The 25,247-nt window shown below is 36.4% G+C and carries 25 protein-coding genes; 7 read left to right on the top strand and 18 right to left on the bottom strand.

The genetic code is table 11. The features are described from left to right. Window positions 1–117 precede the first annotated feature (117 nt). A complete protein-coding gene (locus tag BBI01_RS00755; protein ID WP_065392784.1) occupies window positions 118–981 on the top strand; it encodes a helix-turn-helix domain-containing protein in 864 nt (287 codons plus the stop codon). Between the two features lie 101 nt (window positions 982–1,082). Next, window positions 1,083–1,805 carry a siderophore-interacting protein gene (locus BBI01_RS00750; RefSeq protein WP_065392783.1) on the top strand — a complete coding sequence of 241 codons (723 nt, stop codon included), beginning with the start codon at window positions 1,083–1,085 and terminating at the stop codon, window positions 1,803–1,805. A gap of 46 nt (window positions 1,806–1,851) precedes the next feature. On the opposite strand, the gene BBI01_RS00745 is transcribed toward BBI01_RS00750, so the two are convergent. From BBI01_RS00745 to BBI01_RS00730, 4 genes are all read right to left on the bottom strand, one after another. After that, window positions 1,852–2,430, bottom strand: a complete 579-nt coding sequence (locus tag BBI01_RS00745) for an NAD(P)H-dependent oxidoreductase (protein ID WP_065392782.1) — start codon at window positions 2,428–2,430, stop codon at window positions 1,852–1,854. After that, window positions 2,427–3,452, bottom strand: coding sequence for an NAD-dependent epimerase/dehydratase family protein (locus BBI01_RS00740; RefSeq protein ID WP_065392781.1), 1,026 nt, complete (start codon window positions 3,450–3,452; stop codon window positions 2,427–2,429). Before BBI01_RS00740 ends, BBI01_RS00745 begins: the two co-directional genes overlap by 4 nt. Before the next feature lie 53 nt (window positions 3,453–3,505). Beyond that, window positions 3,506–4,072, bottom strand: a complete 567-nt coding sequence (locus tag BBI01_RS00735; RefSeq protein ID WP_065392780.1) for a Crp/Fnr family transcriptional regulator — start codon at window positions 4,070–4,072, stop codon at window positions 3,506–3,508. Between the two features lie 289 nt (window positions 4,073–4,361). Further along, window positions 4,362–6,131 carry an aminopeptidase P family protein gene (locus BBI01_RS00730; RefSeq protein ID WP_065393318.1) on the bottom strand — a complete coding sequence of 590 codons (1,770 nt, stop codon included), beginning with the start codon at window positions 6,129–6,131 and terminating at the stop codon, window positions 4,362–4,364. A 343-nt stretch (window positions 6,132–6,474) separates the two neighbouring features. Between BBI01_RS00730 and BBI01_RS00725 the strand changes: the two genes are divergently transcribed. After that, window positions 6,475–6,912: a DUF6526 family protein gene (locus tag BBI01_RS00725; RefSeq protein ID WP_065392779.1), complete on the top strand. Its 438-nt coding sequence runs from the start codon at window positions 6,475–6,477 to the stop codon at window positions 6,910–6,912. Between the two features lie 202 nt (window positions 6,913–7,114). Then, entirely contained in the window at window positions 7,115–8,221 is a 1,107-nt protein-coding gene (locus BBI01_RS00720; protein WP_065392778.1) for a DNA topoisomerase IB, read from the top strand. Between the two features lie 197 nt (window positions 8,222–8,418). Here BBI01_RS00720 and BBI01_RS00715 read toward each other — a convergent pair whose 3' ends face one another. The 13 genes from BBI01_RS00715 to BBI01_RS00655 form a co-directional block, all read right to left on the bottom strand. After that, the gene (locus BBI01_RS00715; RefSeq protein ID WP_065392777.1) at window positions 8,419–9,309 is read right to left on the bottom strand and encodes a helix-turn-helix domain-containing protein; all 891 of its coding nucleotides are present in this window, start codon (window positions 9,307–9,309) and stop codon (window positions 8,419–8,421) included. Window positions 9,310–9,448: 139 nt separating this feature from the next. Further along, window positions 9,449–11,695 (bottom strand): TonB-dependent receptor, encoded by a 2,247-nt coding sequence (locus BBI01_RS00710; RefSeq protein ID WP_065392776.1) that lies wholly within the window; start codon window positions 11,693–11,695, stop codon window positions 9,449–9,451. Window positions 11,696–11,893: 198 nt separating this feature from the next. After that, window positions 11,894–12,781 carry an urea transporter gene (locus tag BBI01_RS00705; RefSeq protein ID WP_065392775.1) on the bottom strand — a complete coding sequence of 296 codons (888 nt, stop codon included), beginning with the start codon at window positions 12,779–12,781 and terminating at the stop codon, window positions 11,894–11,896. A gap of 249 nt (window positions 12,782–13,030) precedes the next feature. Beyond that, window positions 13,031–13,732 (bottom strand): hypothetical protein, encoded by a 702-nt coding sequence (locus BBI01_RS00700; RefSeq protein WP_065392774.1) that lies wholly within the window; start codon window positions 13,730–13,732, stop codon window positions 13,031–13,033. A 1-nt stretch (window position 13,733) separates the two neighbouring features. Continuing rightward, complete coding sequence (locus BBI01_RS00695) at window positions 13,734–14,531, bottom strand: urease accessory protein UreD (protein WP_065392773.1); 798 nt, start codon at window positions 14,529–14,531, stop codon at window positions 13,734–13,736. Continuing rightward, window positions 14,532–15,170, bottom strand: coding sequence for an urease accessory protein UreG (ureG, locus tag BBI01_RS00690; RefSeq protein ID WP_050020179.1), 639 nt, complete (start codon window positions 15,168–15,170; stop codon window positions 14,532–14,534). Window positions 15,171–15,300: 130 nt separating this feature from the next. Further along, a complete protein-coding gene (locus tag BBI01_RS00685) occupies window positions 15,301–15,999 on the bottom strand; it encodes an urease accessory protein UreF (RefSeq protein ID WP_065392772.1) in 699 nt (232 codons plus the stop codon). Beyond that, window positions 15,992–16,501, bottom strand: coding sequence for an urease accessory protein UreE (gene ureE, locus BBI01_RS00680; protein WP_065392771.1), 510 nt, complete (start codon window positions 16,499–16,501; stop codon window positions 15,992–15,994). Before ureE ends, BBI01_RS00685 begins: the two co-directional genes overlap by 8 nt. Continuing rightward, window positions 16,491–17,138, bottom strand: a complete 648-nt coding sequence (locus tag BBI01_RS00675) for a hypothetical protein (RefSeq protein WP_065392770.1) — start codon at window positions 17,136–17,138, stop codon at window positions 16,491–16,493. The genes ureE and BBI01_RS00675 overlap by 11 nt, the downstream gene beginning before the upstream one ends. Before the next feature lie 84 nt (window positions 17,139–17,222). After that, window positions 17,223–18,944 carry an urease subunit alpha gene (gene ureC / locus BBI01_RS00670; protein WP_065392769.1) on the bottom strand — a complete coding sequence of 574 codons (1,722 nt, stop codon included), beginning with the start codon at window positions 18,942–18,944 and terminating at the stop codon, window positions 17,223–17,225. Between the two features lies 1 nt (window position 18,945). Then, window positions 18,946–19,314, bottom strand: coding sequence for an urease subunit beta (gene ureB / locus BBI01_RS00665; RefSeq protein ID WP_065392768.1), 369 nt, complete (start codon window positions 19,312–19,314; stop codon window positions 18,946–18,948). A gap of 13 nt (window positions 19,315–19,327) precedes the next feature. Continuing rightward, window positions 19,328–19,630, bottom strand: coding sequence for an urease subunit gamma (gene ureA, locus BBI01_RS00660; protein ID WP_065392767.1), 303 nt, complete (start codon window positions 19,628–19,630; stop codon window positions 19,328–19,330). 153 nt (window positions 19,631–19,783) lie between these two features. Beyond that, window positions 19,784–20,149 carry a hypothetical protein gene (locus BBI01_RS00655; RefSeq protein ID WP_065392766.1) on the bottom strand — a complete coding sequence of 122 codons (366 nt, stop codon included), beginning with the start codon at window positions 20,147–20,149 and terminating at the stop codon, window positions 19,784–19,786. A gap of 410 nt (window positions 20,150–20,559) precedes the next feature. Here BBI01_RS00655 and pruA point away from each other — a divergent pair, with 410 nt between their 5' ends. The 3 genes from pruA to BBI01_RS00640 all read left to right on the top strand — a co-directional run bounded on the left by pruA (window position 20,560) and on the right by BBI01_RS00640 (window position 23,185). Further along, window positions 20,560–22,185, top strand: a complete 1,626-nt coding sequence (gene pruA, locus BBI01_RS00650) for an L-glutamate gamma-semialdehyde dehydrogenase (protein ID WP_065392765.1) — start codon at window positions 20,560–20,562, stop codon at window positions 22,183–22,185. Between the two features lie 370 nt (window positions 22,186–22,555). Then, window positions 22,556–22,702 (top strand): hypothetical protein, encoded by a 147-nt coding sequence (locus tag BBI01_RS00645; protein ID WP_228393914.1) that lies wholly within the window; start codon window positions 22,556–22,558, stop codon window positions 22,700–22,702. A gap of 282 nt (window positions 22,703–22,984) precedes the next feature. Then, window positions 22,985–23,185: a hypothetical protein gene (locus BBI01_RS00640; RefSeq protein WP_065392763.1), complete on the top strand. Its 201-nt coding sequence runs from the start codon at window positions 22,985–22,987 to the stop codon at window positions 23,183–23,185. Window positions 23,186–23,573: 388 nt separating this feature from the next. Here the strand turns inward: BBI01_RS00640 and BBI01_RS00635 are convergent, their stop codons facing one another. Beyond that, window positions 23,574–25,205, bottom strand: coding sequence for a tetratricopeptide repeat protein (locus BBI01_RS00635; RefSeq protein ID WP_065392762.1), 1,632 nt, complete (start codon window positions 25,203–25,205; stop codon window positions 23,574–23,576). Window positions 25,206–25,247 lie beyond the last annotated feature (42 nt).

The raw sequence follows: 25,247 nt of genomic DNA, 5'->3' as shown, positions 1-25,247 counted from the left end.
TACGTAATTTCCGAGATGAGTATTTACTCGCAGCAGTGTATTAAATGAAGCAGTCTCATATTAAACTTGGAGCATGATCAGAGTTATTTGTAGTTTTGTAGAACCGATTTTAGAAATATGAAACAGACAATTCCAACGTATGACCTGAGTGATATTTCCAAGCATCGTTTTCACATCAAGAGAATGGATCAGCATACCTATGATACTGAAGACATTCTTAAAGATAAAGGAATACATCGGGACAGCCACTATATTTTTACCTGCATGGAAAGCGGTCACGTAAAAATGATGGTTGATTTTAACATTATTGAAGCTAAAGAATCTACTATTTTCTGTGTATTACCAGGGCAAGTACATCAAGGGCTTTTAATGGATCAGGTAAATGGATGGTTTATTGCTATAAAATCTGACCTGGTTCCTGATTCGGTACGCTCTGTTTTTGAGGAATTTCTGGAAGGAATACAACCCCTAACTATTGATAAAAACTGGGTGGAAAAATTCAATAACACAGCAACTCTACTCCACTCTTTTTATAAGGAAGAAACGCTTGCCTCCAAAGAGGGCTTTATGGTGATTCAATCTTTACTCCATTCTTTTATAGGAATGTTTGCTTTTAAATATTCAATGGAAAATTACTCTCAAACTGTCGGAGAAAGTCGTTCTTTACAACTGACCCGGGAATTTAAAATCATGGTCCGTCAAAATTATAAAACCATGAAAAGTCCATCTGAATATGCTGAAAAACTTAATATTTCAAGAGGCTACCTTACAGAAGTTATACGGGAAATCACAGGAAATCCTGCTCAGCACTGGATTCATCAGGAAATTTTAATTGAAGCAAAACGCTTACTGGCATTCACTCACCTTACGGTAAAAGAAATTGCCTATGAATTAGGTTATACTGAACATGCTTATTTCACGCGGTTATTTTCCAAATTGGAAGATCAGACTCCTTCGGCATTCAGGAAATCTCAGGCATAAAATAATCTACATCTGACATAACCACGAATTGTCCAATCAATACCCTGAAACAACTATCGTTCTACTTTGATTTTACAGCTTTCTTTGCAATAAAAATATTTATGCCAAGCTTACCCAAATGGATCAATGACACCGTAGAAAATGTTTGGTCCTCAAAGTTTAAAGATTGTACCGTTACCAATATCGAAATTATTGCTCCTGATCTTCGAAGAGTCTATTTTCAAACCGATTTACAGAATGTTGATTTTGAACCGGCATACGCTATAGGAATAAGAATCAATGACAGGGATTTCCGTAATTATTCTCCTTTTAATTTTAATAGAGACAGAGGCAGTTTTGAAGTTATATTTCATGTACATGATTCTCATGCTGTGGGTAGTAATTTTGTAAACAGTTTATCTGTAGGAGGTTCTATAAAAATTTTAATGCCACGCGGAAAACGTTTTTTCGAATCCAACGCAAGAATTCACTTTTCTATTGGAGATGAAACATCTTTGGGAAGTTCTCTTTCCATCAAAGAAGCTGTGGAAGAATTGGGATCTCAATTTATATGTCTTCATGAACTGGAAGAGGCTTCTGCTCTTGAAAGCCTTAATCTTTATGGATATCATAGTCCAAAAAACAGTACAATGCGAATGATAGAAGCCTTAACCGACTTTTTGAGAGAAGAGAAAGAATCTATTTATCGTGACGAGGTTGCTTTTTATCTCACAGGAAACGGAGACAGGATGTCATTGATAAGAAAGTTTCTCAAAGCGAAAGGAGTCTCGCCTAAATGCATCAGATCACAGGCATATTGGATAGAGGGAAAAAAGGGATTATAAAGCTGAAACCGGAAGAGAATTGATCTGCTTCCGTTTTTCTTATTCTTTACTTAAGTTTTTCTCCCAGTTTTTTTATTTTTTGAAGCCATTGACCCCTCTGTTCTTCTTTTGAGTTTCTAATAATTCCGATATAGGTTATTTTAACTGGTTTTACGCCACAAAATTCCAACGTTGATTTTTTAAGCTGATTCACACTTGGTCTTCCGTACATAAGTCGGTAATACCATCCCGGCTGATCCAGTGTGGTGATGATATGTCCGGTTTTACCTTTTAAAAGCTTATCCCACCATACCGAGTTTTCACGATATTTATAAGCCATTCCTGGTAAAAAAAGCCGATCTATGAAGCCTTTTGTAATAGCAGGTAAACCACCCCACCAAACAGGATGTACCCAAACTAAATGATCTGCCCACTGAATAATTTCCCAAGCTTTGATAAGATCAGGCTCCAATTCCATTCTTTTTTGATACCCGAATTGTAAACTGGGATTAAAGTTTAAATCTGCAATGACAATTTCCTTTATTTCTGCTCCTGCCTGCATTGCTCCTTGTTTATAGGCTTCAACAACACCAACATTGAAGGATTCTTTATGGGGATGCCCATTGATAATGGCTATTTTTTTCATGATGGAGTATTGATATGAATGGTTTCGTAAGCATTAAGCTGTGCCAATAACAATTGGGGTTCATGCAGCTGATGACTGAAATACACATGATTCTCGTGAGGGTTTCTCAATAATTCTTCAGTATGTAAAACTGCCGATAGAGCAGTAAGTTCTGCCTGTCCTTTTGTACTTTGAAGGCTTAATTTTTTCTCTCCGGTCTTATTCTTCACTACAATTTCGAAAACAGATTGATCTCCATTTCCACTGGCACTAAAAATAGCTCTCCTTTCTTTTAAAGATAAAATATCAAATAATCTGATATACTGAAAACCACCAAGCAGCCATGTGATAAATTTAGAACTATAAGTCATTTTCACATTCACATTGGGCACTCTTTCAACTTTGTTTAGGATATAAAGATCAGGAACATCAAAATTGCAAGCAACTCTTTTTCCTATTCCAAAGGAGAAATCAAAAGTTTCCTTATTCAAAAAATGTCGAACAAAAACAGGTCGATCATTCTTATAATTAGAGAAAGGAACGGACACATTTTCTGCCATAAAATGAGCCGAACTCTCTCCTGCAAGGTCTTTTACAGAATAATATACAAAGAGCTTCACATCTGAAATATCATGAATATTTTTTGAAATCGCGTTCACCAATCCCGGAACAATTCCTCCCATCCAGCCGGAGCTGAAAACAATCCTGCTGTTCACATCAGATTTTCCTGCAAGGTTATAGGCTTTTACAAGGTCTGGAGTAGGCTTCGTTATATCCAGATAATCAATATGGTGATCTATAGCATATTGGAGAACATGATCAGATTTATCATTAACAGAAAGAATAATCAGGTTAATTTTTTTATCGGAAATGATCTGAAGAGATGCCGGATCTGTGACATCAATTTTCAGGTCACGATCTGTCTTTCCTCCTTTTCTTCCCCCAATAAAAATAGTAATATCAGGATTCCGGGATTGTAATATACGTGCTATTGTTTTTCCTACTAATCCGTTTCCTCCAATGATGAGAATATTGTGTTCCATATCTTTTTTTGACAAAAGTATAGAGCCAGAAAACCAATTAACAGGACAAATGTCTAAAAAGAAATTTCCTTTCTGATGCGGCTTAAATGCCTTTGAGTAATCCCAAGATAAGAGGCAAGATATTGCAAAGGAATATTTTGAATATAATCCGGATAATTTTCAAAAAGACTTACATAACGCTGGCTGGCGCTATCTCTTTGTAATTGGAAGAACCTGTTTTCCAGTTCAAGATATTCCTGTTCGGCAATAATTTTTAAAAACTTTGTCCAGTTCAGATTATCCTGTATCATTTTATCCAGTTTTTCTTTTTTCACAACGAAAAGCTCAGCATCTGTAATGGCCTGCATATTTTCTCTGCTCAAAGATCCTGAAATAAATGATGAATACGCAGCCATCATTGTATTGGGAAATCTGAAACAATACGTCATATCTTTTCCATCATCCGAAAGGTAGAAAGAACGGAAAATACCGGATTTGATCAATGCCACTTCTTTACATTTTTCACCTTCCCGGATGAAATAGTCATTTTTATTTACTTTTCTCAATTCAAATAGTTCTAAGAATGCTTCAACCTCATCTTCTGAAAATAAATTAAAATTTTGAAAGAAACCCTGTATCATTATCTTTAGTTATGTAACGAAAATAAAGAAAAAGAGGGACATTCCTCATCATAAAATAAAAAAACCATCCCAGGATGGGATGATCTACCGTTTTGAATTGACTAAGTTATTTATATGAAGATATGAATGATGTTTTTTGCTGTCACAAAGATAGAACCAAAGCTTTTCTTTCTCCTCAGGGGAATCCCTAAAGTTTTATCCGTAAAAATACGGTTGCATAAAAGAAAAGCCCTGCAAGAAACAACTTACAGGACTTTTGCTAATCTAACAATTATTTGTTTAGTATTTATTAAAGTGGGCTTACGAGTTGCAAGAACCATTCTTTCACTTCTCCTTCTAAATAAGGAGCAATTTTCTCTTCACATGTTTTATGGTAATCATTCAACCATGCGATTTCAGCTTCGGAAAGAATTTCTTTTACAACATCATCTTTAAAGAACGGGCAGAACGTTAACGTTTCAAATTCATAGAAAGTTCCATGAATTGTTTTTTCAGCTTCTTTTACCGCAATAAGGTTCTCATGGCGGATTCCGTAGTGTCCTTCAAGATAGTATCCTGGTTCATTGGATAACACCATTCCCGGAAGAAGATCCTGAGGATTCAAATCTTTTCTGATATTCTGAGGTCCTTCATGAACATTCATAAAGCTTCCTACTCCATGTCCTGTTCCGTGATTAAAATCTTTTCCTTCCATCCATAACGGAAGTCTTGCAATGGCATCAAGGTGTACTCCTTTTGTTCCTTTCGGGAATTTTACCATCGATAAACGGATTAATCCCTGTAATACCAATGTAGAGTTTCTTTTAAATTCTTCAGATGGAGTTCCTAATGCAAAAGTTCTTGTAATATCTGTAGTTCCTTCAAGATACTGACCTCCAGAATCTACTAAAATTGTCTCTGCATTGGTAACTTCTTTACTACCTTCTTTTTTTGCAGAATAATGCATGATCGCTCCATTGTCTTTGTATCCAACGATGGAACCGAAGCTTTCTCCTACAAAGTTTTCTCCTTCAGCACGGAAACCTCTCAGCTTTTCGCCGATAGAATATTCATTCATCGCTTCTTTTCCTGCATTGTGAGTCAGCCAGTAAAGGAATTTTACCATTGCTACACCGTCTCTTACCATTACTTTTCTGAAGCCTTCCAACTCAGTTTCATTTTTCTGAGCCTTCATCAGATTTCCTGGTACCGGAGCTTTGATAAATTGATTATCTGCCTTTAATGTTTCAAAAATCTGTTGGTTACTGTTTGGAGAAACCAATACTTTTTCATTTTTGAATGCTTTCAGGTAGTTATAAAATTCTTCGTAAGGCATCATTTTTACGAAAGAATCATCCATTTGTTTTCTTGCTTCTACATCCAGTTTTTCTAAGCCTGTAAATAGAACTGCATCATTTTTAGTGATCACAATATATCCTAAAAATACAGGATTGCTTTGTACGTCACTTCCTCTAAGGTTCAACGTCCATGCAACATCATCTAAACTTGAAATAATATGAACCGTAGCTTCCTGCTCCTCCATTTTCTGACGGATTGCAGAGATTTTATCAGTCACTGATTTTCCTGCTCTTTCTACAGGGTGTACAAAGATAGGATTTGCAGATGGAGCTCCTCTTTCTTTCCATACTTCCTTTAAAAGAGGGATATCCGTAAGGGTTATATTTTTTGAATTAAATTTTTGAGAAAGTAGTTCCCAGTTGGCATTTGAAGCCGCTACAGCATTTACAGCAACTTTACCGCCTGCAGGAATTTCTGAAATAATCCAATCGATATAATTGGGAGTTCCTTCTATTCCGTCTTTGAAAAGGTCGATTCCTGAACCATCCAATTCAATGGCAGCTTGTGTAAAATATCTTCCGTCTGTCCAAAGACCGGCTTTATCTTTAGTCACTACCACAAAACCGGCAGAACCTAAGAATCCTGACAGCCAAGCTCTCTCCTGCCATTCTTCAGGAAGGTACTCACTCATGTGGGGATCTGCAGAATATACGATAAATGCATCAACATTATTTTTCTGCATTTCTTCACGAAGCGCAGCAACTTTTTCCTTTGAAGTCATTCTTTTCATTTTTAAACACCGAAAGTTACAAAAAATTTGAAGTTGAAAGATCAAATCAAAGCCCTATTTTCCTAATAATTGGGATTTTTTCAGATAGGCAACACAGATGATATGTTTTTCTGCCACGAATTCACGGATGAGCTTTATTCATAGAAGCATAGCTCTTGTTTTTTTATCTGTAATCTTTTCTTGTCTATATTTCCTTATTAGAAGTATTTTTTTAACTAAATAGATGATAAATTTAAGCTCAATCCACTCTCTATTTACAAAAAATTCATACCATAAAACAATAATTATTATTAAAATAATAATTTTTTGGAAAGATTATTGCTACATTTCAACTATGAAACAGCAGAACTATAGTAACCACAGAAAATTCTATCCACCACATCATTTTATTTATCTCCCTCTGTTAATTATATTGGAGATTATAGGAATCTATAAAATTTGGGATGATCCCGGTAACCAATTGATCTGGATATTATTTTCAATTGTGATTTTTCTGCTTTTTTACCTTGCATTTATGACGAGACAGCATTATGCATTGGGGCTACAGAATCGTATGGTGATCCTTGAGTTTAAGCAAAGGTATTTCGAAATTTTCAATAGAAGGTCTGATGAAACAGTGGAAAAATTAAGATTTGATCAGATTGCGGCACTGAGATTCACTTACGATGATGAATTTAAAGAGCTTTTATACAAGGCTCTACATGAAAATATTTCAGGAGATGAGATCAAAAGATCTATTAAAAACTGGAAGGCGGACAAACTCAGAATTTAACGTACACCAATAAAATATTATACCTATGAAAAAGTGGAGCATTTACAGTATTACGATATTAAGTTTGTTAACACTAACAAGTTGTGAAGCAGTAGGAACAATTTTTAAAGCCGGAATGTGGTGGGGAATTTTCTTAGTGGGTATAATCATAGTGATTCTTTTCCTTATTTTTTCGAAGGGTAAAAACTCTTAACCATTTTTTATGGAGAAGAATACGGATCTGGAGATTATCTCCCACCTTAAGCCATCAAAGATTGTTAAAATCATGAAGGATCCGGAAGCATCTGCAAAGGCGGTACATCTTGTATATACCACCGATGCGGAGACTGCCGGAATTACGCGTAAGAAAACCGGTAAAACATATTCTTATTATAAAGATGGTGAAAAGGTCAGGGATAAAGATGAAATAAGCCGTATCAACAAACTGGTTATCCCTCCGGCATGGGAAAATGTATGGATCTGTGCTCTTGAAAACGGGCATCTTCAGGCAACGGGTTTTGACGTAAAGAAAAGAAAGCAATACCGATATCATTCTTTATGGAGTGCGTTGAGAAATCATACAAAATTTTACAGAATGCTCCAGTTTGGATATGCTTTGCCTACTATCAGACTTCATGTGGAGCAGGATCTTGCACTAAGAAATTTTGAAAAGCGAAAAATACTGGCTTTAATCGTAAGCCTGATGCAACGAACGAATATCCGCATCGGAAATAATATCTATGAAAAGCTTTATGGATCTTTTGGATTAACAACTCTAAAGGATAAGCATGTTAAAATTAAAGGGCAGAAAATCACTTTTTCATTCAAAGGAAAGAAAGGAGTTATGCATCATGTGGATCTCAGAAGTAAGAGATTGGCAAGATTGGTACAAAAATGTAAGGATATTCCTGGAAAAGAACTTTTCCAATATTTTGATGATGAGGGAAACCGTCATTCTATAGATTCCGGAATGGTGAACGACTATATCAAGGAGATTAGCGGTGAAGATTTTACTGCTAAAGATTTCAGAACATGGTCGGGAACCTTAAGTGCTTTGATTGCCTTTAAAGAAATCGGGTATGCCGAAAATGATTCGGAATATAAGAAGAAAGTGAAAGAAGCTTTAGATATCGTAGCTGAGCATCTTGGAAATACAACTGCGGTATGTAAGAAATATTATGTTCATCCTTTAGTCATCAACCTTTACGAAAACAATTCTATAAAAAAATATCTTGACGAGCTGGAAAACATTGAAGAAAATGACGGAAAAGCGGATCTGACGAAAGAAGAAAAATTGGTGATTAAGATTTTGGAAAAGGAAAAAATGTAGTTTTTGAGCTGGAAGAGGGAAGCTGGAGGTGCTATTTGTATATGAGATTCTTCCTTCGTCAGAATGACAGAAGACCATGAGTACATAAAAGTTATCCAATAAGCCTGTAGATGAATATAAATCTGTAAAGAGTCAACAATTGATTTTGGAGACTTCAAAGACTTCCAGCTTCCCTCTCCCAGCATCTAACCTCAGAATTACAACTTCACTCTACTATTGCTCAAAAACTGAGTTCTGTATTCCTTTGGGGTAATCCCTGCAATTTTTTTGAAAAGCTGTGTGAAGTGAGATGCTGTATGAAAGTTTAATTCGTAAGCTATCTCAGCGATATCTTTACTTGAGTGAAGCAATGCTTTACTGTAATTGATATCAATTTCGTTAATCCACTGTTTCGGTGATTTTTGGGTCACGCTTTTCACACATTTATTCAGATAACTTTCTGTTACGGATAATTTATCAGCATAGAATGCTACCCGTTTTTCTCCCACGTGATATTTGAATAAAAGATCTCTGAACTGAAGAGACAATTCCATAGGACGCGTGGCAGATTTATGATGGGTATCTGAATCTGTGCTTAACATTTTAATCAGAATCAGATGTAGCATGGTAACGACAACATCATTTACATTGAGATTATTCAACCATAATTCCTGTTCCATGATGGGAAGAAGCTGGGTAATGGTTCCATAAGTAAGACTATCCAGATTCAGGAAAGGAGTCATGAAGAAAATACTGCTCTTATGTTTGGGTAATTCCTGTTCAGAAAGAATATTATTTTCATACGCGAGAAAAAAACCTTCAATATCGTCGGAAAGTTCTACGGTTGCAGTAATTGTTCCCTGTTTGATAAAGATTACGCCGCCTTTCTCAGCATGATATTCTTTGTTTTCAAGATATTGTTTAATGTGTCCGTTGGTAACGAAAATAATAAAGTTAAAGGTTGTACGGTATGGAATCACAGGCATTAAAATCCCTTTGAGGTAATTTTCTATCCGGTAAAGCTGTATATCCGCATTATTGGCTAATATTTTCTCCGTGATATTCGGCAGAAATAGTTTTTTGTACTGAAAATTGGATAATACTTCCATATCCGATATTATGATTAATTAAAGTTAGACAAAATTTGTAATGTAGAGAAAAGAGAATTTGAAAATTTGAGAATGAGTTAATTTGAAAATGGCTTTACCCACCAACTCTAAAGCTCTCAAACCCTCTCACTCTCCCACTCTAAAACTTATAATACACTCCCACTCGTACACCAAACGGACTTCCCGGTGTATAGGTAAGGTCTGTAATAGGTTCGGCTTCTCCTTTCAGTTGAGTTTCTGTGGCGAATTGCGCTTCATTCCATTTTACATTGAAAAGGTTATTAACCTGAATATTCGCTCCCCATTTCTGACGGTTATAAGAAAGCATAAGATCATTTACAAAATAAGCTTTCGTTCTGATGCTGTTATCTTCTACTGCTGGTCTTTCTCCAAGATAGCGGTACTGAAGTCCTAAAGAAAATCCGTGAAGAAAGTCCCAGTTTACAGATCCTGTACTGGTAACTACTGGTGCTAGCGGAATATAGTCCTGTCCTTTTTCTTCCTCAATGGATCTTCCGTGGGAATAATTGATATCAGCATTTAGGTAGAAGTTTTCCAATGGCTGGAAGCGGATTCCCAAATCTGCTCCAAAACGTCTGGATTTTCCAGATGGTTCTACTACAGCATCGTCCCCCACATACACAAACTCTTGTTGCAGATCCATATACCATACAGTGGGAGTAATGATTAATGATTTAAACGGATGTAATCTTACTCCGAAATCAGCTCCGATTGAATAAGGAAGAGTATTCTCGTTTTTATTCGTCACTACCACTCTCATATCATTGGAATGGAAGCCCATCCCTGTTTTCAGGAACCACATTACATTATCACTCTGAGCGTAGGAGAAATTCAGTTTCGGACTTACTCTTGTGGCTTCTTTTGATTGTCCGGAAGGTAATAGCTCAGTATCCAGCAGATTATGCATATTAAAGATAAAATGATCTACTCTCACCGCTGGATTTATCGTCCATTTCCCAGTTTTCCAAACCAGACCTGAATAAGCATGAAGATTGGTTTCCGTTCCGTTTACGTCAGACATTCTATTCAGCAGCATATCCCTGTGATAAACGTGGTTCAATTGTAAAGTATTGATATCATCGTTTCTTAATCCAATTCCCGAAATCCAATTTAATGAGCTGTTAGGAAGAGAAAAGCTTTTGGTATATTTTACTTCTGCGCCATAGATATTTCTTCCATCCGTTTGTTGAATTTCATCTCCGTGATCTTTATCTTTTAAATAAAACGTAAAATCCGAATACAGATTGAAATTATATTTTGAATAGAAAGCCATGGCATCAATCTGTTCAGAAGAAGAAATAATATGCTTAAAGTTCATCTGAAGATTGGTTCTTGAAGTTTTTCCACCTTCTGTAGGATCAATACTTCCCCATCTGCCAATGATTCCTTCATCTACTGCACGCTCCGGAATCTGTCCCGAGGCATTCCATGAGGAATTGAAGGTTGAGAATTGAATATTGAAATAATCGTTATCGGTAATCCATTGATTGTATTTCCCAAAAATATTGACTCTGTTGAAGTTCTGTTTTACATCGAAAGGACCGTCTGTATAATTATATTCTGCTGCGATATAGGCATTTTTTCTTCCCTGATCATCATGCAGAATATTGAACATTCCCAATACTCTTTTAGAATTAAAAGAACCGCCCTCAAGTTTAATCATACTGTTTTTCAACCCATTATACGTTTGAAAATCTACATAACCAGCTGTGTTGAAATCTCCACGATCCATATAATAAGATCCCTTTCCAAAATCGATATTATTTACCGTTTCAGGAATTACGAAATGAAGATCAGAATACCCCTGTCCATGGGCATGAGACACAATATTTACAGGCATTCCGTCTACATTTACGCTTACATCTGTTCCGTGGTCGGCATCAAACCCTCTTAAGAAAAGCTGTTCAGCCTTTCCTCCTCCGGCATGCTGGGCAATAAATAATCCAGGTACTTTTCTTAATAAATCCTGTGCTGAATTAACAGGGAATTTATTCAAATCAACTTTGGTAATAGCAGATAGAAAAGAACTGTGGTTAATGGCTACTTCCGAAATCTGAAAAGGTTTATGCTGTAAAAAGATCACTTTGTTTTTATCATCATCATTGGTAACTGCCCATTTCACCTCATCATATCCCTGACGGCTGATAACCAGTGTATCAGGCAGCGACTGAACAGGAATGGCAAAAGTTCCGTCTGTTCCTGTATGAGTATGGCTGTTTCCGTGATTATATTTTACCAAAACATCCGATATTGGAAATTTATCATCTGTATCTTTTACCGAGAATTTTTTTTCCGTTTCCTGAGCCATTGCAATTCCGCTAAGTCCCATTACCAGGAATAAGGCTGCAATTTTAGTTATTTTCATTTTTTGTTTTAATTAAATTAGATAAGAGATAATAGACGGAGAGATGAGAGACATGTAGACTTAAAGATCAATAATCAATTTGCTTTGCAAGTGAATGGTTAATTGTAAGTCACCTGTAAAAGGATAGCAATATTAAACTACAAACATTTATTTTTTCTACTCTAAAACCCTCAAACTCTACAACTCTCAAGCTTAAGTCTACGCTTTGGTTTTAATAAATACTTTTTGAATTAAAAGGGTGATCCATGTTCCAGCTACAAATGGAAAAGTAAAGACTCCACCTACTACGTCCAGACAATGATTATCGATTAAAAGATCATCAATTATAATAGTTAACAAAACAGCGATCAACACCCATAATCCGTCTGTTTTTTTAACTCCGGAAAATACAATAGCTGAAAGCACTGCATTGAATCCGAATAATCCCATGTGAATTTCTTTTATAGGTTCTCCGTTTAACTGTGATAATCCCGCACCCAAAATAGAGGCTGCAAGTCCGTATAGAGCAGCAATTGGAGAACTGATAAAAACAGCAACAAAGAAAATAATCCCTGAAAGCACTCCTCCCTGAAAGATTACTTCTCCAAAACCATTGGTACAGGTAAGAAAATCATCATATTTTGAAGGAACAACCTCAGCACTCAACATTGCAGAAGGCTGAATATGGGTAAAATGGTGTAATGCAAATACCAATACCCACGTAATGATAATAAAAGGAAAGGTAAACACCGGAATTTTCTTCTGGATAAAGAAATGCTGAATAACAGCAGCCAATGCTCCACCTAAAATGATAAGCCCCCAGATGAGTAAAGTTGTATCAAACAGAAAAGCCAATGCCACCCCTACCAACGCAGCACTGAAACCATATAATCCGGCATTGATTTCAGATTGAGCATATTTCAGCTTCATTGCGGTAAAAGTTCCGGCTGCTGTTGAAAGCAAAACGGCTACTCCACATTGCCAGCTTCCCATAAAGATACCTATCAGAAACAGAAGCCCTGTCCATCTGTTTTCCTGAAGCATAATCTGCCCGATTCCTTTTAAAATGTTGTCAATAAAAGGTATTTTTTTGAAAAATTCGTTCATAGTTTTTTTTAATTGTAATATTGATTGGAAATAAAGACTTATAGATGAGAGATAATAGACAAAGAGATGAGAGACATGTAGACTTAAAGATCAATGGTCAATTTTGTTTTGCAAGTGAATGATGAATTATCAATCATTAATAAAAGAGAGACAACCTTAAATTTTAACCTTTAAACCTCCACACTCTCTAACACTCAAACTCTCCGACTCTCTAACCCCGAAATCAGGATCGCAAAACCCGCACCTCGCCTACCATCCAAGAAAGACCATCCCGACTCCGCAAACTGTTACCACAGCTCCGCTTACTACACCCATGTATCTTTCCAGTTTTTCGGTATTGAATAATGTTGAATAACCGTAACGCCCAAGAAGAACCATTCCAAGCATCGTTAAAACGGTAGTCACAGTGAATGAAGTTACCAGAACAGCAATTTCGGACATGGAATGCTTTACTCCTGAATAGAATAATAAAGGAATTAAAGGTTCACTTGGTCCCATTACGAAGATCATAAAAAGAACAAGTGGCGTTACTTTTATTCTTTTCTGAGGCATTACAATCTCGCTATGATTGTGTTCATACACGTAAACATCATCACCCATGACATCGAAATGTTTATGCGGTTTGTTTCTGATCGCCTGAAACAAACCATATATTAAGTAGATTCCACCAAAAATAAGCAATGCCCAACCTGAAAAATTACCTCTTATATCCTGAAACCAGGAAATTTTATTCAATTGCCAGCCAAGAAACACTCCGATAAAGCCGAGAATCAAAGAGCTCAGAACATGCCCCAGCCCACAAACTACAGTTAAAACTGCGGTTTTCATTCCGCTCCATTTTTTGGATTTTGAAATCACAATGAAAGGCAGATAATGATCTGGTCCTGAAGCGGTATGTATAAAACTTATTGAAACGGCACTTAAAAGAAGCGCCCAAACTGTACTGTCCATTTTAATTGTTTTTGTCTAAATCCCAAAGAATTTCCTGAATATATAGGAAGAAGTTGTACATCAATTCTCCGCCATGCCCTAAAGCTCTTACGACAAATCCATTATCTTCCATTGCAGACACTCCCACCTCCATTTCTTCGATATACTGAGCTGCTGCTTCAACGATTTGTTCAATCAATCCATTTTTATCCACATCTTCTTTTGTGCTATAAAAGATTAATGTTCCCTGATGAGTATATTGCTCTAGATTACCGATGCTGCTTATCGGAATCAAATCTGGTTCAATTACAACATTATCTTTTACAACTAATTTATCGTCGTGATAAATTTCCATGAGGTTTTGAAAGCGCTTTAGTTTGAAAACTTCGCCATAATGCTTTCTGCCACAAGTAATAATTTCGCTAATAATAATCTGGCTGTTTTTTCCGATATGTATTTTAGCTTTACTTGTAAAGTTGGAATCTTCATGCGGAACAATCGGATGCGGAACGTAGGCAAAGGATGTATTGTCTTCCATGGTTACTTTCATATCCTGAAGCGCCTTGTCTCTCATATTAAAAAGCCTCTGATACGATTGCGACTGTAGCTGTAGTGAAGATTTTTCTTCAAGTTTTATATCCAAATGATAATGGTCTCCATCCAAAATTCCGGGTGAAGAACTCATCACCATCTGGTACAATTTTTTATCTTTTTTACGCTGTCCCACCGATACTACTCTGAAGGGAAGTGTAACGTAAAGATCTTTCACAAATGATTCTCCTTCCTTGAATCCTGCAATAATTTTTAAATGGTTATCCATCTATCTTACTAAGTTCGGTTCTTCAATTTCTTCTAAAAGAGCATACTTTTTAATCCACCCAATTACTTTATCCAAACCTTCATCAGTTTTCAGATTGGTGAACACAAAAGGGTTTCCTTTTCTCATTCTTCTCGCGTCATTTTCCATTACCTCAAGGCTGGCACCTACGTGTGGAGCAAGGTCTATTTTATTAATAATCAAAAGGTCGGATCTTGTAATACCAGGACCTCCTTTTCTAGGAATTTTCTCACCTTCTGCAACATCGATAATGAATATTGTAACATCTGCAAGGTCTGGGCTGAAAGTTGCTGAAAGATTATCACCTCCACTTTCAATAAGCACCAATTCAATGTCTGGAAAACGTGCTGCCAGCTCATCTACTGCTTCAAGGTTCATACTGGCATCCTCACGAATAGCGGTGTGAGGGCAGCCTCCTGTTTCTACTCCGATAATTCTGTCGTGGGGAAGAAGACTGTTTTTAGCCATAAATTCAGCATCTTCTTTTGTATAAATATCGTTGGTAATTACCCCAAGGTCATAAGTACCGAATAATTTTCTGCTTAAACGTTCCAACAATGCGGTTTTTCCTGATCCTACAGGACCTGCAACTCCTACTTTTATGTATTTTCTGTTTTCCATTTTTTTAAAATTTTGTTTTGTTTTTTTAACGCTATGGGCGCTAAGTTTTTTGATTGATTATGAAGATTTTTCTTTCGCAAGGGTATTTCACTCTGCAAAGGCACCTTCATTCGTTTTTTAATTTACTTTTCTAAGACATATAAAGTCTTGAATACAATCTTTCGTGCTGCATACATCGGATGTCAAAGGCTGTATTACAAAGCCCCACCAGATCTCTATCCAATTCTATTGTTTCTAAAACTGTTTTTTCCATTACAGGATATAGTTCAAATAAGATGTCCTGCCCGTCAAGCTGTCCCAAAGGCACCAATTTCACAGCATTGGTAATCATTCCTGCAATAGAGGTATAATAAAATCCTAATAATGCTTCGTACAGAGGGATTTTCATTAAATAGGCATAGATTCCAAATACAATACAGTAATGAGAATTACTTTCTTTATTCTGAATTGCCTTTTCAAAAGCCTCCATCAAAGGAAAACTTTCTCTTCTTTTAAAAATTTTGATGAGTCTTAATCCTAATTTCTGACTAGCCTGTCGAATTTCTTTTGGACATTTTATCGCATTACATTCATTATCAAGATCTAAAAGCGTCTGTAAATCGTTATTTTCAGCAGCCTGATAAGCCAGTTTTACAAAAGCTCCATCGTTGAATTTAAGGTTGTACTGAAGCATGTTCTGTACAAATTCTTTTGCGGTTTCTACGTTGTGTACAATTCTTTCCTGTACATAGGTTTCCAATCCGTTGGAATGGGTATACCCCCCGATGGGAAGCGTTGGATCTGAAAGATGAAGCAATCCTGACAGAAAACTAATGTTTGTATTATTCATCTTTTGGAGCGGCAAGTTTTAAGATTTTAGTGAAAATTGTGGAACCAAGACTTCCGTGTCCATGAGGTTCTACATTGGATTTAAGGAGATTCAGCAGTTTTACGGATTGCTTTTCCGGTTTAAAACCGCTTGCTTCCAGCCATCTGAACATCGGCATTTCAAAGGGAAGCAACACTTTGTCATCCTGAATGAAAAGTGGAATATGCTTGTTTCCAATTTCGTAGCACATGGTACCCATTTCCAGTAAAGATCCGGGAACCATTACAATAGCCTCTGTTTCCAGAACATTGATGGCTATTACTGTTTCTGCATCTTCAAAAAGAATATCTCCTTCACGTAAACGCTGTCCTTCTTTTAAAAATTTGATGGCAACATCTACTCCGTTTCTGGTTTTTTTACGTTGAATTCTTTTGGTGGTTTCAAACCATTCCAGATCCAGATAATCTATGGTTTTCTCCGTAGGATTTTCAGCGAGATTGCCTATGGTTTGATTAATTATCATTTCTCGATTTTTTTCTGAAGTCTAAGTTTTTAGAAATACCAACCCCGAATGTTGAACCACTGATTCCTGCTACATAGCTCTTAGTCCAGCCTTCTTCTTTGGTTTTAGTCTGAAGCATTGAAAGTTCTGCAAATTTGAATTTCAGAGCCCAGCCTCCTCCTAATAATATTCCGATCAAAGGATAAGCACGAAGGCGGAATCCGTTGAAATTCTGCATAGCATCCGCTGCTGTTGCTTGCTGCTGTCCCCAAACGTAGTGAGCATCTACCTGACCTATCAACACAAAATATTTCCCCAGCATTACTGACGGACTGTACCAAATCCCAGTTTCGTTTTGCTTGTATACCACATTATGATTGACAGAGTTTTGAGAGTAGGCATAATTAACCCCGATCAGGTCATTATTATTGATAAAATATCCTACTCCAAGCGGCGCACTGGAAACGGTACTACTGCTATTTGACCGTGTTGTAACTTTTGAATAATCTAATGAGCCATAGACCATAAATTGTCCTTTCGGTCCATCTTCATCACTTTTCAGTCTGTGCCCTCCTAAAAACTGAGCATTCATATTCCCTGAAAGCAAAGACATACCGGCTACAGCAAGAGAAAAAACTGTTGTATTTAAATATTTCATTCTAAACTTAGTTGTATAATTGTTTTATTTTTTTTTGAATAAACCTTATAGATTTTCAGAACCTATAAGGTTTAAGAATTTATCTTAGAACAAGTAATACAACTGAGTTAAAGGAAGTTTTTCTGCGGGTTCACAAGTGATATATTCACCGTCTACCGTTACTTTATAGTTCTCAGGATTTACTTCAATTTCAGGAGTCTTATTATTATGAATAAGGTCTTTTTTGCCAATATTTCTACAGTTTTTCACTGGAAGAATCGTTTTTTCTAATCCATAAGAAGCAATCGTTCCGTTGTCAATAGAAACCTGAGAAACAAAGGTAGCGCAAGTACCAAACTTAGCTTTTCCGTGAGCCCCAAACATATTTCTATAAATAATTGGCTGTGGTGTTGGGATAGAGGCATTTGGGTCACCCATTTTAGCACCCACGACAACACCTCCTTTGTAAATCATCTCTGGTTTCACCCCAAATAATGCAGGTTTCCAAATCACTAAATCTGCTAGTTTACCTTCTTCGATAGAGCCTACATATTCCGAAATACCATGGGCAATAGCTGGGTTGATAGTATATTTAGAGATATATCTTTTAGCGCGGAAATTGTCATTATCTGCATTTTTATCTTCTTCCAAAGCACCTCTTTGCTCTTTCATTTTGCTTGCCGTTTGCCAGGTTCTTGTCACCACTTCTCCAACTCTTCCCATTGCCTGAGAATCGGAACTCATGATACTGAAAACACCCATATCCTGAAGAATATCTTCTGCTGCTATGGTTTCAGGACGAATACGAGAATCTGCAAATGCCACGTCTTCAGGAATATTTTTACTTAAATGGTGACAAACCATTAACATATCCAAGTGCTCATCGATTGTATTAACCGTGTAAGGACGTGTAGGATTGGTAGATGCAGGTAATACATTTGGGTACATCGCTGCCTTGATGATATCCGGCGCGTGACCACCACCCGCTCCTTCTGTGTGGAATGTGTGGATGACCCTTCCGTTAATTGCTTTCATTGTATCTTCCAGGAAACCAGCTTCATTCAAGGTATCGGTATGGATAGCCACCTGAACATCATATTTATCAGCTACTTTCAGGGATGCATCGATAGTTGCAGGTGTAGCACCCCAATCCTCATGAATTTTCACTCCTAAAGCTCCGGCTTCTACCTGTTCTTCAATAGGCTCCTCTGCTGCACAATTTCCTTTTCCGAAAAAGCCTAAATTCATTGGATATTCTTCAGCTGCCTCAAGCATTTTTCTCATATTGAATTTACCTGGAGTAACCGTTGTTGCATTGGTTCCGTCGTTTGGACCTGTACCTCCGCCAATCATGGTAGTAACACCACTGTATAATGCGGTATCAATCTGCTGAGGGCATATGTAATGAATGTGAGTATCAATACCTCCAGCTGTTACGATATATCCTTTTCCGCCGTGTACTTCGGTAGAAGCACCGATAATCATATTGGGAGATACACCGTCCATGGTATCAGGGTTTCCTGCTTTTCCGATTCCTACAATTTTACCATCTTTTACACCTATGTCACCTTTTACAATTCCCCAGTGATCGATAATTACAGCACCTGTGATACAAAGATCCAAAACGCCTTCGTCTCTTTTAGCGGTAACATTTTGTCCCATACCATCACGTACGGTTTTTCCACCTCCGAAAACGGCTTCGTCTCCGTAATGGGTGAAATCTTTTTCAATTTCGATAATGATTTCCGTGTCTCCCAGTCTGATTTTATCTCCAGCTGTAGGTCCTAATATATTAGCATATTGTTTTCTGTCTACGTTTAAGCTCATTTTACTGATTTTTAAAGTTTAATTTTTCAGCTTTTTCAAGGCTTTTTCTTTTTTGCTCCTCAGAATCTACCTGCCCATCAACAAGGTTATTGAAGCCCATTGCTTTTTTGGTTCCTCCTATTTCTACCAATTCCACTTCTTTTTCTTCTCCCGGTTCGAAACGAACTGCAGTACTTGCAACAATGTTCAGTCTTTTTCCGAAAGCTTGTTCGCGGTTAAAACTCATTGCTTTATTCACTTCAAAAAAATGGAAGTGTGAACCTACCTGAATAGGGCGGTCTCCTGTATTGGTTACTTTTATTTTGACAGTTTCTCTGCCTTCATTGCAGATAATGGTGCCTTCTTTTACAAAAATTTCTCCTGGTATCATGATAAAATAGGAATTAACGGATTGGGTTATGTACGGTTACCAGCTTGGTTCCATCGGGGAATGTAGCTTCGATCTGAACATCGTGAATCATTTCTGCCACGCCAGGCATTACATCTTCTTTGGTAAGAAGTTGCGCGCCTTCCTGCATCAGTTCTGCTACTTTTTTTCCGTCTCTTGCTCCTTCAAGCAGAAAGTGACTGATGAGCGCAATAGATTCTGGGTAATTTAATTTAAGACCTCTAGCCTTTCTTTTTAAAGCGAGTTCTCCTGCCAGAAATAGCATAAGCTTTTCCGTTTCTCTCGGTGTTAAGTGCATAGTATTTTTATTTAAAATTGGACAAACAGTATTCTGTCTGCCTTTCTAAAAAGGCAAATAGAAGTGTTCAAAAGTGTAAAATGAAGTAATGATGTTCACAGATCAGTATTATAGAATACAAATCATAATGAATCATTAAAAGTTAAAAAAGAATTAGCAGCCCGCTATCTGCAGGGAATGATACAGGATGTATCTTGGTGCTGTAATATAAACTCCGGTCTGAACCGCAGCAACTTTGATATTATATGAATAACCCGCAAAGAAATAGTTAAGCCATTGCTCTCCAAGTATTGAATAATCAAATTTTATTTTCTCCCAATCATTGCCATCCTGTACATCCTGAGCATCTGAAAAACTGTAAATTTCAGGCTGAGTCTGCTGGTCTGATTTTTGTTGAAGAAGTTGGATTTTTGATAAGAGATCAGAATATGATTTAGCTTTCCCCGTATGTGTAAAAAGACCTACACATAAAGCTGAGAAAAACAATACAAAAGAGAAAAATATGACTCTTTTTTTCATACCTGATTATAATGGTGTAAAATTAGAACAATATTAAAATTCCGGCTATCAAAAAAATTATTTAAAATGTTCAAAATCGCAACAAAGTGAATTTTATATAAATTTAACATTTCTTTATAAATCCTTTATTTACAACCATTAAGAGTATATTATCAACTATGACAAATATATCTTTGTCCTTATTCCAATAATTATCATAAACCTATATGTTTTTTATTTCTCTACAACATATTAAATAAATTCAGTATAAATATTTAATATTTATCATCAAAAAAGCGATATATAGTAACATTATCAAGTAAATAAAATTAATTTAACAAAAATACACGGGATTTTTTCTTTCTTTATAATTATCGTAAATTTGTATACCAACATACTTATTTAATTTAATAAAAATAATAAAACGTAATATGTCAAAAGCAATTTCGCAAGTACCATTAGCGGTAAACGAGCCGGTAAATTCTTATGTACCGGGATCTCCGGAAGTTAAAAGCCTTATCGACACTTATAAAAAGATGTGGGCTGAGAAGGTAGAAATTCCAATGGTTATCAATGGAAAAGAAGTAAAAACTGACACAAAAATACAGCTTCAGTCTCCTCAGGATCATGCTCACGACTTCGGATTTTATTACCAAGGTGGTATGCAGCATGTGGATGACGCTATCAACGCGGCATTGGCAGCTAAAGAAGCATGGAATGCGCTAGGTTGGGAACAACGTGCAGCAATTTTCTTAAAGGCAGCTGATCTATTGGCAGGTCCTTACAGAGATGTAATCAATGCAGCTACAATGATCGGACAGTCTAAAAATGTTCACCAGGCTGAGATTGATTCTGCTTGTGAGTTCATCGACTTCTTAAGATTCAACGTAGAGTTCATGACTGAAATGTATTCTGAGCAGCCGGTTTCTGACAACGGAATCTGGAACCGTGTAGAGTACAGACCATTAGAAGGATTTTGCTTTGCGGTAACTCCATTCAACTTTACAGCGATTTCAGGAAACCTTCCTACTTGTATGGCAATGTTAGGAAACGTTGTGGTATGGAAGCCTTCTGATAAGCAGGTTTATTCTGCAAAAGTAATCATGGATGTATTAATTGAGGCTGGTCTTCCTGCTGGGGTTATCAACATGATCTTTACAGATGGTAAAGAAACTGCTGAAAAAGTATTGGCTCACAAAGATTTTGCAGGTCTTCACTTCACAGGTTCTACGAAAGTATTCCAGGGAATGTGGAAAATGATCGGTGATAATATCCACAACTACAGAACGTATCCAAGAATCGTGGGAGAAACTGGTGGTAAAGACTTCGTAATTGCTCACCCTTCTGCAAACGTAGAAGCTGTAGCTACTGCTTTAGTAAGAGGTGCTTTCGAATACCAGGGGCAGAAATGTTCTGCGGCTTCAAGAGCTTATGTTCCTAAATCTCTTTGGGCTGATGTGAAAAAAGTAATGGAAGCTCAAATGGCTACTATTAAAATCGGTTCTCCTGAAGATCCATCAAACTTTGTAAACGCGGTAATCGACAAAAATTCTTTCGAAAAATGTAAAGGATATATCGACAGAGCAAATGCTTCTGGTGAGGCTACTGTAGCTATCGGTGGAACTTGTGATAATTCTAAAGGATGGTTTGTACACCCAACAGTAATCGAAACTACAAATCCTCAATACGAAAGTATGGTAGAAGAAATCTTCGGACCAATCTTATCTGTATTTGTTTACGAAGATCAGGATTGGAAAGAGACTCTTAAATTAGTTGATTCTTCTTCTCCTTATTCATTAACAGGTTCTGTATTCTCTCAAGACCGTTATGCAATTGCTGAAGCTTACAAGGCGTTAGAAAATGCATCTGGTAACTTCTACATCAACGATAAACCAACTGGTGCCGTAGTAGGACAGCAGCCTTTCGGTGGTGGTAGAGCTTCAGGAACTAATGATAAAGCGGGTTCTAAAATGAACCTTCTTAGATGGACGTCTGTAAGAAGTGTGAAAGAAACTTTTGTTTCTCCAAAAGACTACAAATATCCATACCTAGGATAATTATAAGTAATGAGTAATAGGGATGAGTAATTGTCGCCTGTTCTTTCAATACAGCCTCGGAATTTCGGTTTCGGGGCTTTTTTATGGAGTATTACGAGGTACGGGATTCGAGATTCCGAGGTTTGAGGTTGACTCTAACTATCAAAGGACCTTAGTTAACGCCTACTCTAAATACTCTAACCCTCAAACTCCACTTACCTAACATCTTTTAACAAACTTTACCTATATTTTACGACTTTACGATGCCTATTAGGAATAATAGTTGTTTTTTCATCAGTACACCCCAAAATAAAATTGTATGAAAAAGTTATTGCTAGCAGCCATCGGAATAGTATTATTTGCAGTGAGCTGTGGAACCAAAGAGTCATCAATGTCAACGAGTAACAGCGATTCAGTAAAAGTAGATACTATGCGTACAGTATCGCCTGCTACAACAGACACTATGACTACAAAGAAGATGAATCCTGACAGTATTAAAATGAAAAAGGATTCAATGGCAACACCTCCTGCCAAATAGTATTATCATATACGTTTAATTAAAAATGGAAAATCTGCAGTTGAAAGCGCTGCAGATTTTTTTGATGTAGATTCAAGGATAAATACTTTAATTAGTTATTGGATAAAAAAAAGATTTTGGCTAAAGCCAGATGAATGTTGATTATATGAGAGCGGGCTAAAGCCCGCCCTGATATCCAGATGAATAATTAGATAATTGATGATAGTTGTTTAACGACTTTATCTTTTATCTTTATTAATAATTCATTATATTTGATTAACACCAACCATAAAAAATAGTATTATGAAAAAAATCTGGATAGGGGCAGTTTTAGGACTTCTTTTCCTAGGAAGTTGTGCTCAAAACAAAGAAAAAAGAGAGGAATACAAAGATGCTCATAATAAGGAATCTATGAGAAATAGTATGGGGGATTCTGCAGTAGCTAATTCCAATCCGTCACCAGATACTTTAAAAATCAAAACCGACAGTACAAAATCTAAATAAAATCGCAAATCCACAGACTTTCTGTGGATTTGCACTTAAAAAAACTTGACTGAAAAAAAACCGGGCAATCAACCCCGATTATTTGGTATAATTTATATTCCTTATCAGAATATTCTGTGACATAAAAGAGGAACCGTGATTATTTCATGGAAATAAAATATACACGTGTTCCATATCTAAAGTTTCATGGTTTGACTTGCTGTAGGTTCTCATCGTTAATCTTATTTCAGAAAGTAAAGTATTCCTTGAAAAATGAAAGAGATAAGATGTAGTATAAACGTAATCATTTCCGTAAAGCTGTCGCAAAGATATAGCAGGAGCAGTCTTACGAAAAACAATAGGTTATCCATTTTCGCGAAAAATGGTAAACTAGCATATAAAATCTTATTTATTTTTTATCATTTTCACGAAAATGAACATTTTTATCTGATTGATTTTCAGCATCAAGATACTTAATATATGCAGATGGAGAAAAGTCTGTAACTGCTTTGAAGACAGCAGCGAATTTGCTGTGAGAAGAGAAGCCGCATTCGTCAGCAAGAATACTGATTTTATACTGTCTGTACTTCTCATCATTGATAAGTTTGTCTACAATATAATTGATTCTTAACCTGTTGATATACGTTTTGAAATCAGAACTTTTATGCTGGTTAATTACATAAGAAAGATATTTTGTATTGGTATTGAGCTCACCGGCAAGGAAAGAAAGAGACATTCCTTTATTGTTATAAAGATCTCCTTTTTCAAAGTTATCAAGAAGCTCAAGCAATTTGGTTTCTGTTTCGGAGGTCATCAGGGATTCGTTTCTTTTTCGGTCTGTTTCACTATCTTTTTCATCAATTTCCTCCACGGATATATTTGAAAATTCAGGGCTATCAGACAGTGACCTTAACATCGGGTTTCGGTGACTATTAAGCATGTTTATCTGACTTCTTATAATATTCCTGAGTTTTGAACGCTGTTTCTTTTGTTTGGTTCTTATAAATATAATTAATCCCACCAAGGAAACGAAAAGAACAATAATAGCAGCATTTTTTGCTATATTCATTTGTCCTGCCTTTCCGGTTTTTGCTGCTGAAATATTTGTTTTTCCTGTGAAAGCCTGATTACGGGCTGCAATACTATCGTATGCTCTTACATATTTAACAGCGTACAGAGAAGCTTTATAATTATCACCGGTTCCTTCATAGTAATCATTAATATTGGAATATACAGCTTTCTTCAGTTTTAAACTTCTTGAAGTGTCTGCAATTTTCTCTGCTTTTTTTAGATATACTTCAGCATCTTTCCAGTTCTTTTGTTTTACACGAATTCCACCCAGTCCATTATAAACCAATCCAAGAGTGCAGCTTCCTGCTTTAAGCAATTCTTCTGCTTTTCTATAATAGCTTTCAGAGGTTTTATAATCGTCCAGTTTAAAGTAAACATCTCCCAATAATTGATAAGAAGCTGCCTCTGTACGATCTTCAATCTTACTGTTTATTTTTTCAAAATTCTTTAGTGAAAGCTGGATGTGGTCTATAGCATTAGTATAATTTCCCACTTCCATCTCATAGAAAGCCATTTCCTGATTCAGTAGCCCTTCAGCTTCATTTTTCATTTGAAAATCAGGGATTTTCCCAGCCGCTACAAGCCCTTTGAAGATGTATTTTTTTGCTCTTTCGTATAACCCTACCTGTCTATATTGCCTCGCCAATAATCTGCTTACACTAGCCATCCGTTCTGCATCATTACTCTGATTAACTAATGAATGTGCATTTTCACTGTAGCATATTGCTTTTTTTATTTCTCCTGCGTGATGATAAAGTTCTGATGACAACATAAGACTCTTCACTTTTTCTGAAGGTTTCTGAGCTGACATATAAAGGGAATCTGCTGTTTTTATTGCTTTTGATAAGTCTTTATAAGCAGTAATAGTAGAAGTTTTCTCACAAGCTTGGTCGAAGCTGTTCTTTTTTTGAGCAAATATGGGGATTGCTGTGATCAGCAAAAACAAAATTTTCAGTAGATTATTAGACATAAAAAAACAAATTATTATTCTTATAATAATTCATCATTTTTT

Origin of the sequence: Chryseobacterium artocarpi, from assembly GCF_001684975.1 — a bacterium.
GTDB lineage: Bacteria > Bacteroidota > Bacteroidia > Flavobacteriales > Weeksellaceae > Chryseobacterium > Chryseobacterium artocarpi.
This window is presented reverse-complemented; position numbering and strand designations above follow the sequence as displayed.

What these genes read in the sequence shown, in the direction of transcription:
- BBI01_RS00755 (WP_065392784.1), top strand. Translation starts at nt 118, where the DNA reads ATGAAACAGACAATTCCAACGTATGACCTGAGTGATATTTCCAAGCAT.
- BBI01_RS00750 (WP_065392783.1), top strand. Translation starts at nt 1,083, where the DNA reads ATGCCAAGCTTACCCAAATGGATCAATGACACCGTAGAAAATGTTTGG.
- BBI01_RS00745 (WP_065392782.1), bottom strand. Translation starts at nt 2,430, where the DNA reads ATGAAAAAAATAGCCATTATCAATGGGCATCCCCATAAAGAATCCTTC.
- BBI01_RS00740 (WP_065392781.1), bottom strand. Translation starts at nt 3,452, where the DNA reads ATGGAACACAATATTCTCATCATTGGAGGAAACGGATTAGTAGGAAAA.
- BBI01_RS00735 (WP_065392780.1), bottom strand. Translation starts at nt 4,072, where the DNA reads ATGATACAGGGTTTCTTTCAAAATTTTAATTTATTTTCAGAAGATGAG.
- BBI01_RS00730 (WP_065393318.1), bottom strand. Translation starts at nt 6,131, where the DNA reads ATGACTTCAAAGGAAAAAGTTGCTGCGCTTCGTGAAGAAATGCAGAAA.
- BBI01_RS00725 (WP_065392779.1), top strand. Translation starts at nt 6,475, where the DNA reads ATGAAACAGCAGAACTATAGTAACCACAGAAAATTCTATCCACCACAT.
- BBI01_RS00720 (WP_065392778.1), top strand. Translation starts at nt 7,115, where the DNA reads ATGGAGAAGAATACGGATCTGGAGATTATCTCCCACCTTAAGCCATCA.
- BBI01_RS00715 (WP_065392777.1), bottom strand. Translation starts at nt 9,309, where the DNA reads ATGGAAGTATTATCCAATTTTCAGTACAAAAAACTATTTCTGCCGAAT.
- BBI01_RS00710 (WP_065392776.1), bottom strand. Translation starts at nt 11,695, where the DNA reads ATGAAAATAACTAAAATTGCAGCCTTATTCCTGGTAATGGGACTTAGC.
- BBI01_RS00705 (WP_065392775.1), bottom strand. Translation starts at nt 12,781, where the DNA reads ATGAACGAATTTTTCAAAAAAATACCTTTTATTGACAACATTTTAAAA.
- BBI01_RS00700 (WP_065392774.1), bottom strand. Translation starts at nt 13,732, where the DNA reads ATGGACAGTACAGTTTGGGCGCTTCTTTTAAGTGCCGTTTCAATAAGT.
- BBI01_RS00695 (WP_065392773.1), bottom strand. Translation starts at nt 14,531, where the DNA reads ATGGATAACCATTTAAAAATTATTGCAGGATTCAAGGAAGGAGAATCA.
- ureG (WP_050020179.1), bottom strand. Translation starts at nt 15,170, where the DNA reads ATGGAAAACAGAAAATACATAAAAGTAGGAGTTGCAGGTCCTGTAGGA.
- BBI01_RS00685 (WP_065392772.1), bottom strand. Translation starts at nt 15,999, where the DNA reads ATGAATAATACAAACATTAGTTTTCTGTCAGGATTGCTTCATCTTTCA.
- ureE (WP_065392771.1), bottom strand. Translation starts at nt 16,501, where the DNA reads ATGATAATTAATCAAACCATAGGCAATCTCGCTGAAAATCCTACGGAG.
- BBI01_RS00675 (WP_065392770.1), bottom strand. Translation starts at nt 17,138, where the DNA reads ATGAAATATTTAAATACAACAGTTTTTTCTCTTGCTGTAGCCGGTATG.
- ureC (WP_065392769.1), bottom strand. Translation starts at nt 18,944, where the DNA reads ATGAGCTTAAACGTAGACAGAAAACAATATGCTAATATATTAGGACCT.
- ureB (WP_065392768.1), bottom strand. Translation starts at nt 19,314, where the DNA reads ATGATACCAGGAGAAATTTTTGTAAAAGAAGGCACCATTATCTGCAAT.
- ureA (WP_065392767.1), bottom strand. Translation starts at nt 19,630, where the DNA reads ATGCACTTAACACCGAGAGAAACGGAAAAGCTTATGCTATTTCTGGCA.
- BBI01_RS00655 (WP_065392766.1), bottom strand. Translation starts at nt 20,149, where the DNA reads ATGAAAAAAAGAGTCATATTTTTCTCTTTTGTATTGTTTTTCTCAGCT.
- pruA (WP_065392765.1), top strand. Translation starts at nt 20,560, where the DNA reads ATGTCAAAAGCAATTTCGCAAGTACCATTAGCGGTAAACGAGCCGGTA.
- BBI01_RS00645 (WP_228393914.1), top strand. Translation starts at nt 22,556, where the DNA reads ATGTCAACGAGTAACAGCGATTCAGTAAAAGTAGATACTATGCGTACA.
- BBI01_RS00640 (WP_065392763.1), top strand. Translation starts at nt 22,985, where the DNA reads ATGAAAAAAATCTGGATAGGGGCAGTTTTAGGACTTCTTTTCCTAGGA.
- BBI01_RS00635 (WP_065392762.1), bottom strand. Translation starts at nt 25,205, where the DNA reads ATGTCTAATAATCTACTGAAAATTTTGTTTTTGCTGATCACAGCAATC.